This is a genomic window from uncultured Aureimonas sp. (genome assembly GCF_913775355.1).
GTDB lineage: Bacteria > Pseudomonadota > Alphaproteobacteria > Rhizobiales > Rhizobiaceae > Aureimonas.
In genome coordinates this window covers 1-7,136 of sequence record NZ_CAJYIU010000195.1, presented here as the reverse complement: position 1 = coordinate 7,136, position 7,136 = coordinate 1, and the positions used below count along the sequence as shown (strand labels likewise).

At 67.5% G+C, this 7,136-nt stretch carries 6 protein-coding genes and 1 pseudogene; 6 read left to right on the top strand and 1 reads right to left on the bottom strand.

The window, feature by feature from the left end; translation table 11 throughout:
• Positions 1–88: 88 nt before the first annotated feature.
• On the top strand, positions 89–1,273 hold the full coding sequence (carA, locus tag QZ753_RS12095) for a glutamine-hydrolyzing carbamoyl-phosphate synthase small subunit (RefSeq protein ID WP_294644056.1): 1,185 nt from the start codon (positions 89–91) through the stop codon (positions 1,271–1,273).
• Between the two features lie 96 nt (positions 1,274–1,369).
• Here the strand turns inward: carA and QZ753_RS12090 are convergent, their stop codons facing one another.
• Positions 1,370–1,507, bottom strand: coding sequence for a hypothetical protein (locus QZ753_RS12090; RefSeq protein ID WP_156369312.1), 138 nt, complete (start codon positions 1,505–1,507; stop codon positions 1,370–1,372).
• A gap of 225 nt (positions 1,508–1,732) precedes the next feature.
• Between QZ753_RS12090 and QZ753_RS12085 the strand changes: the two genes are divergently transcribed.
• The 5 genes and pseudogenes from QZ753_RS12085 to QZ753_RS12065 all read left to right on the top strand — a co-directional run.
• Complete coding sequence (locus QZ753_RS12085; protein WP_294644054.1) at positions 1,733–2,017, top strand: helix-turn-helix transcriptional regulator; 285 nt, start codon at positions 1,733–1,735, stop codon at positions 2,015–2,017.
• A gap of 131 nt (positions 2,018–2,148) precedes the next feature.
• Entirely contained in the window at positions 2,149–5,580 is a 3,432-nt protein-coding gene (gene carB / locus QZ753_RS12080) for a carbamoyl-phosphate synthase large subunit (protein ID WP_294644052.1), read from the top strand.
• A 172-nt stretch (positions 5,581–5,752) separates the two neighbouring features.
• Complete coding sequence (greA, locus tag QZ753_RS12075) at positions 5,753–6,226, top strand: transcription elongation factor GreA (protein WP_090960944.1); 474 nt, start codon at positions 5,753–5,755, stop codon at positions 6,224–6,226.
• A gap of 13 nt (positions 6,227–6,239) precedes the next feature.
• Positions 6,240–6,824: a Uma2 family endonuclease gene (locus QZ753_RS12070; RefSeq protein ID WP_294644049.1), complete on the top strand. Its 585-nt coding sequence runs from the start codon at positions 6,240–6,242 to the stop codon at positions 6,822–6,824.
• A gap of 8 nt (positions 6,825–6,832) precedes the next feature.
• Positions 6,833–7,136 (top strand): annotated as a pseudogene (locus QZ753_RS12065) (glycosyltransferase family 1 protein); the annotation flags it as partial.

The following is a 7,136-nucleotide window of genomic DNA, read 5'->3' as shown; positions in this document are numbered from 1 at the left end:
GGCCGATGGCGCGATATGGACGCTCCGGAAGGGTGCGCCCGCGCTCCACGCGCCGATGGCCCCCGAAGGATCTCAAGGAGTAGAGACGATGAGCGACGCCTGGACGCAGAGGAAGCCCACGGCCCTGCTCGTGCTGGCCGACGGCACGGTGGTCGAGGGCGACGGCATCGGCGCGGTGGGCGAGGCGCTCGGCGAGGTCTGCTTCAACACCTCGCTCACCGGCTACCAGGAGATCCTCACCGACCCCTCCTACGCCAAGCAGATCGTCACCTTCACCTTCCCGCACATCGGCAATGTCGGCGCCAACGACGAGGACATCGAGGACCTCGTGCCCGACAACACGGTCGGCGCAGTCGGCGCGATCTTCCGTGCCGAGGTGTCGGCGCCGTCGAACTATCGCTCGGCCGGCGGCCTCGACGCCTGGCTGAAGAAGCGCGGCGTCGTGGCGCTGTCCGGCGTCGACACGCGCGCCCTCACCGCCCTCATCCGCGACAAGGGCATGCCGAACGCCGTGATCGCGCACAACCCGGACGGCGTCTTCGACATCGAGGCGCTGCGCGCCAAGGCCGCCGCCTGGAGCGGGCTCGTCGGCCTCGACCTCGCGCAGGACGCCGGGTCGAAGCAGGAGGACGCTTGGGTCGAGGGTCCCTGGTCGTGGAACCGGGGCTACGACGCGGGCCGCGAGCCGGCCTACACGATCGTCGCGATCGACTACGGCGCCAAGCGCAACATCCTGCGCCTGATGTCGGGCCACGGCGCACGCGTCGTGATCGTGCCGCCGACGGCGTCGGCCGCCGACGTCCTGAAGCACGAGCCGGACGGCATCTTCCTGTCGAACGGCCCGGGCGACCCGGCGGCGACCGGCGAATACGCCGTGCCCGTGATCCGCGAACTTGCCAAGTCCGGCATCCCGATGTTCGGCATCTGCCTCGGCCACCAACTCCTCGCGCTGGCGCTCGGCGGGCGCACCGAGAAGATGCACCAGGGCCACCACGGCGCGAACCACCCGGTGAAGGACTTCACGACCGGCAAGGTCGAGATCGTGTCGATGAACCACGGCTTCGCGGTCGCGGCGGACACGCTGCCCGACAGCGTCGAGGAGACCCACGTCTCGCTCTTCGACGGCACCAATTGCGGCCTGCGCATGAAGGACGCCCCGGTGTTCTCGGTGCAGCACCATCCGGAAGCCTCGCCGGGCCCGCAGGACTCGCACTACCTCTTCGCCCGCTTCTTCGAGATGATCGACGGGCACCGGACGAAGACCGCGGCCTGACCGCAGACGAAGAGCCGAAAACGAATAAGGGCGCCGAAGACATTCGGCGCCCTTATTCGTTTTCGCCCCCCTTGGACAATGGTCTCGTGCTGAGCGTCATGCAGCCTTGAACAAGTGGAGAACGCGGCGGACCATCGCATGGATGCCGCAGCTGAACGTGGCGTGGCGGTGGAGATCGTCGCGGCCGCGGTCGGCGCCGAGGGCGGAGCGGCTGACGATGAGGTCGGCAAGCATCGGGTCTATTCCTTTCGGGTTGTCAGTCCTCGCTGATCGAAGGTCGAACGGGCCTTCACGATGACAAGATATGCACTCTGTGCGCTTTTGAAATACGTCCGAGGCGCACGATGTGCATTTTTCTTGTGCCGGCAACCCCATCTGGTATCGGGATCGGACCGGGCATGACGAATCATGCGCTCCGAAGTTTAAGCCGGGCTGAACGGCCGAGATCGAATGGATTCGATGATGGATTCCAAGAGCTTTCGCGACTGGCGCCGGACCATGGGCTGGAAGCAGAAGGACGCCGCGGACCGTCTCGGCCTGAAGAAGCGGGTCATCCAGTACTACGAGAAGGGCGACCGCGACGGGAAACGCGTCGAGATCCCGCTGACCGTCGAACTCGCCTGCCTCGCGCTGTCGATCGGCGCGCGCCACTACGACGGGCGTCCCCTGCCCCGGAGCGCCGCCGATCTCTCGGGCCGCGCGCGTCCCGCGCCCGCGCCGTCCACAATCGCGTCGATCGACTGACGGTTCACCCTTTCGCAGCGCGGCGGCTTTCCCTATAAGCCGGCCTTAGCCTGAAGAATGCCTCGCCCCAGACCCTCGTCCGCTCTTTGCGGCCGGGGCCATCCGCGCGCACGAAACAAAGACGGACCGCCATGCCCAAACGCGACGACCTCAAGACGATCCTCATCATCGGCGCGGGTCCGATCATCATCGGTCAGGCGTGCGAGTTCGACTATTCCGGCACGCAGGCTTGCAAGGCCCTGCGCGACGAGGGCTACCGGATCGTCCTGGTCAATTCGAACCCGGCGACGATCATGACGGATCCCGATCTCGCCGACGCCACCTACATCGAGCCGATCACGCCCGAGGTGGTCGCCAAGATCATCGCCAAGGAGCGGCCGGACGCGATCCTGCCGACGATGGGCGGTCAGACCGCGCTGAACACTGCGCTGTCGCTGAAGCGCATGGGTGTCCTCGACAAATATAATGTCGAAATGATCGGCGCCGACGCGACCGCGATCGACAAGGCCGAGGACCGGGCCCTCTTCCGCGAGGCGATGGCCAAGATCGGGCTGGAGACGCCGAAGAGCTACCTCGCCAACGCGACGGAGGCGAAGGGCGCCGACCGCCTCCTCCACGAGGAGAAGCGCGCCGAGGCGATCCGCTCGACGGAGGCCGGCCCGGCGCGCGACGAGGCGCTGGCAGCCCTGGAGACCGAGAGGAACCTCGGCGAGACCGACCGCAAGCAGCGCTACATGGCGCGCGCGATGGGCGCCGCGGCCGAGGCGCTGGAGCATGTCGGCCTGCCCGCGATCATCCGCCCCTCCTTCACCATGGGCGGCACGGGCGGCGGCATCGCCTACAACCGCTCGGAGTTCTTCGAGATAATCGAGGGTGGCCTCGACGCCTCGCCGACGACCGAGGTGCTGATCGAGGAATCGGTACTCGGCTGGAAGGAATACGAGATGGAAGTCGTCCGCGACCGCGCGGACAACTGCATCATCGTCTGCTCCATCGAGAACGTCGATCCGATGGGCGTCCACACGGGCGACTCGATCACCGTCGCGCCGGCGCTCACGCTGACCGACAAAGAATACCAGATCATGCGCAATGCCTCGATCGCGGTCCTGCGCGAGATCGGCGTCGAGACGGGCGGCTCCAACGTCCAGTTCGCGGTGAACCCGGAGAACGGCCGCCTCGTCGTCATCGAGATGAACCCGCGCGTGTCGCGTTCGTCGGCGCTGGCCTCCAAGGCGACCGGCTTCCCGATCGCCAAGATCGCGGCCAAGCTCGCCGTCGGCTACACGCTGGACGAGCTGAAGAACGACATCACCGGCGGCGCCACCCCGGCCTCGTTCGAGCCGACGATCGACTACGTCGTCACCAAGATCCCGCGCTTCGCCTTCGAGAAGTTCCCGGGCGCCTCGCCGGTGCTGACCACCGCGATGAAGTCGGTCGGCGAAGTGATGGCGATCGGCCGGACCTTCGAGGAGTCGCTGCAGAAGGCGCTTCGGGGCCTCGAGACCGGCCTCGACGGTCTCGACGAGATCGAGATTCCGGGCCTTGGCGAAGGCGACGACAAGAACGCCATCCGCGCCGCGCTCGGCGTGCCGACGCCGGACCGCCTGCGCATGGTCGCGCAGGCGCTGCGCGAGGGCGCGACCAAGGAGCAGGTGCACCGCTCCTCCAAGATCGACCCGTGGTTCATCGACCGCTTCCAGGCGATCATCGACCTCGAGACCCGCGTCAAGGAGCACGGTCTTCCGCAGGACGCGGACAACCTGCGCTTCCTCAAATCCGTCGGCTTCTCCGACGCGCGCCTCGCAAAGCTGTCCGGCCGGTCCGAGGCCGAGGTGAAGGCTCTGCGCGATCGTCTCGACGTGCACCCCGTCTTCAAGCGCATCGACACCTGCGCCGCCGAGTTCGCCTCGCCCACCCCCTACATGTACTCGACCTACGAGCGGCCCTTCGCGGGGGAAGTCCGCTCGGAAGCCGGTGTGTCGGACCGCAAGAAGGTCGTCATCCTCGGCGGCGGCCCGAACCGCATCGGCCAGGGCATCGAGTTCGACTACTGCTGCTGCCACGCCGCGTTCGCGCTGCGCGACGCCGGCCTCGAAGCCATCATGGTCAACTGCAACCCCGAGACGGTCTCGACCGACTACGACACCTCGGACCGTCTCTACTTCGAGCCGCTGACGGCCGAGGACGTGCTCGAAATCCTGCGCGTCGAGAAGTCGCGCGGCACGCTCCACGGCGTGATCGTGCAGTTCGGCGGCCAGACGCCGCTGAAGCTCGCCGAGGCCCTTGAGAATGCCGGCATTCCGATCCTCGGCACCTCGCCGGATGCGATCGATCTCGCCGAGGACCGCGACCGCTTCCAGAAGCTCCTGCACGACCTGAACCTGCGCCAGCCGAACAACGGCATCGCCCGTTCGGTCGAGGAGGCGCGCACCATCGTCGAGCGCATCGGCTACCCCGTCGTCATCCGCCCGTCCTACGTGCTCGGCGGCCGGGCGATGGAGATCGTGCGCGGCGACACGCAGTTCGAGCGCTACATGAAGGAGGCCGTCGTCGTCTCCGGCAAGTCGCCGGTGCTGATCGACAGCTACCTGTCGGACGCGACCGAGGTCGACGTCGACTGCCTCTCCGACGGCACCGACACGTTCGTCGCCGGCATCATGGAGCATATCGAGGAGGCCGGCATCCATTCGGGCGACTCGGCCTGCTCGCTCCCCGTCCACTCCCTCAGCCGGGAGATCACCGACGAGCTGGAGCGCCAGACCCGCGAGATGGCCCTCGCCCTCAAGGTCGGCGGCCTGATGAACGTGCAGTTCGCCATCAAGGATGGCGATATCTACGTTCTCGAGGTGAACCCGCGCGCCTCGCGCACCGTGCCCTTCGTCGCCAAGACGGTCGGCTCGCCGATCGCCAAGATCGCCGCGCGCATCATGGCGGGCGAGACGCTGGAGGCGGCCTTCGCGGCCTATGGCGGCAAGCCGGACGTGAAGAATCTCAAGCACATCGCCGTCAAAGAAGCCGTCTTCCCCTTCGCGCGCTTCCCCGGCGTCGACACGCTGCTCGGCCCGGAGATGCGCTCAACCGGCGAGGTCATGGGTCTCGACCGCGGCTACGCGCTCGCCTTCGCCAAGTCGCAGCTCGGCGCCTCGGTGGACCTGCCGCGCGACGGGACGCTGTTCGTCTCGGTGCGCGACGGCGACAAGGAGAAGATGCTGCCGACCGTGCGCCGAATGGCCGAGCTCGGCTTCCGCATCTCCGCCACCGAGGGCACGCACCGGTTCCTTGCCGGCCACGGGATCGAGGCCGAGAAGGTCAACAAGGTGCTTGAAGGCCGCCCGCATATCGAGGATGCTATCCGCAACCGGCAGGTGCAGGTGGTGCTCAACACGACGGAGGGCGCCAAGGCCCTGTCGGACTCCCGGTCGCTGCGTCGCGCCGCCCTCATGCACAAGGTGCCGTACTATACGACGCTGGCCGGCATGGAAGCGGCCGCCGAGGCGATCGCGGCCCTGAAGGCCGGCAGCCTTGAAGTACGGTCGCTGCAATCCTACTTCTCGGCAGCCTGATTTCAGGGAGGCCCGCGGCCGTCCGGCTCGGGCCTCAGACAAGTGTTCCGGCTGGTCCCCGCTGGGGTCCGGCCGTTCTTATGTCCTGCCCGGCGCACGTGTGGCCGGGTCGGTCTCCACGACAGAGCGTCCGGCTCCAGGCCGGGTGCCGCGACAGGTAAGGGTTGAGGGCATGGAAAAGGTCCCGATGACGAGTGCCGGCTTCGAGTCCCTGAAGGAGGAACTCCGCCGCCGTCAGCAGGAGGAGCGTCCGCGCATCGTCGAGGCCATCTCGGAGGCGCGCGCCCATGGCGACCTGTCGGAGAATGCCGAATACCACTCCGCCAAGGAGGCGCAGAGCCTCAACGAAGGCCGCATCTCCGAACTCGAGGACCTGACGGCCCGCGCCGAGGTGATCGACGTCTCCAAGCTCTCGGGCGACCGGGTGAAGTTCGGCGCGACCGTCAAGCTCGTCGACGAGGACACCGAGGAGGAGAAGGTCTACCAGATCGTCGGCGATCAGGAAGCCGACGTGAAGCAGGGCCGCATCTCCATCTCCTCCCCCATCGCCCGCGCGCTGATCGGCAAGGGCGAAGGCGACACGGTGGAGGTCGCCGCCCCCGGCGGCGCGCGCTCCTACGAGATCCTCGAGCTGCGCTGGGTCTGATCGGCGAAACGCGATGAGCGAGGCGAAAGCCAGGACCTGGAACCTCTCCGAATTCCTCCTCTGGGAGGAGGAACAGGAGCGGCGCTACGAACTGGTGGAAGGTCAAGCGGTGCTCATGGCGGGGGGCACCCAGGCCCACGCGCTCATCGCAGCCAACATCGTCTCCAGCCTCCGCCCGCTCCTACGCGGCTCGCCGTGCCGCCCCAGCGGCTCGGACCTGCGAATCCCCATCGTCGAGACCGGCAACGTGCGCTATCCCGACGTCACGATCGACTGTGGCCCCTTCCGACCCGAGGCGCACGACGCCTCGCAGCCGAGCGTCGTGTTCGAGGTGCTGTCGCAATCTACCGGATGGTACGACCAGACGCGCAAGCTTCGCGATTACGAGCGCGTGCCGTCCATCCGTCAGTACATCTGCGTGTCACAGTCGGAGCCACGCGTCAGCCTCTGGCTCCGCGACGGAGCCGACCGGCTGGTGTCGCAGGACGACATCCTCGCGGGCAGCGTTGCGATCGATCTCGACGGTTTTTCGCTCGAGTTGCCGTTGGCTGAGATTTACGACGGGACGGGACTCGTGCCGGCGCAGCCGCCGGCCTGAATCGATACGTGTCCTCTCCCGAAGCACCCCCGACCGACATCCTCGTCGTCGCCCCCAACTTCAAGCGCCGCCTGTCCGGCGTCACGTCGACCATCATCCAGCTCGTGCCTGAGCAGGCTAAGCGCCTCCCCGTCGCGGCGCTCGGCCCCGGCCTGCCTGCCCATCTGCCGAAGATGCGCTGGTCAGGCCTCCTCCGGTTCTGGCGACGCCCGAAATCCCGGCCCTTCCGCATCTGGCACGCACGCCGCAACGTCGAGATGTTGCCCGGCATTCTCCTGCGCGACGCGCTGCGCATGCCGCTCCGCCTCGTCT

Bases quoted from the DNA above. Each gene is read 5' to 3' on its own strand.
- carB (WP_294644052.1), top strand. From the start codon at position 2,149: ATGCCCAAACGCGACGACCTCAAGACGATCCTCATCATCGGCGCGGGT.
- QZ753_RS12085 (WP_294644054.1), top strand. From the start codon at position 1,733: ATGATGGATTCCAAGAGCTTTCGCGACTGGCGCCGGACCATGGGCTGG.
- QZ753_RS12070 (WP_294644049.1), top strand. From the start codon at position 6,240: ATGAGCGAGGCGAAAGCCAGGACCTGGAACCTCTCCGAATTCCTCCTC.
- carA (WP_294644056.1), top strand. From the start codon at position 89: ATGAGCGACGCCTGGACGCAGAGGAAGCCCACGGCCCTGCTCGTGCTG.
- greA (WP_090960944.1), top strand. From the start codon at position 5,753: ATGGAAAAGGTCCCGATGACGAGTGCCGGCTTCGAGTCCCTGAAGGAG.
- QZ753_RS12090 (WP_156369312.1), bottom strand. From the start codon at position 1,507: ATGCTTGCCGACCTCATCGTCAGCCGCTCCGCCCTCGGCGCCGACCGC.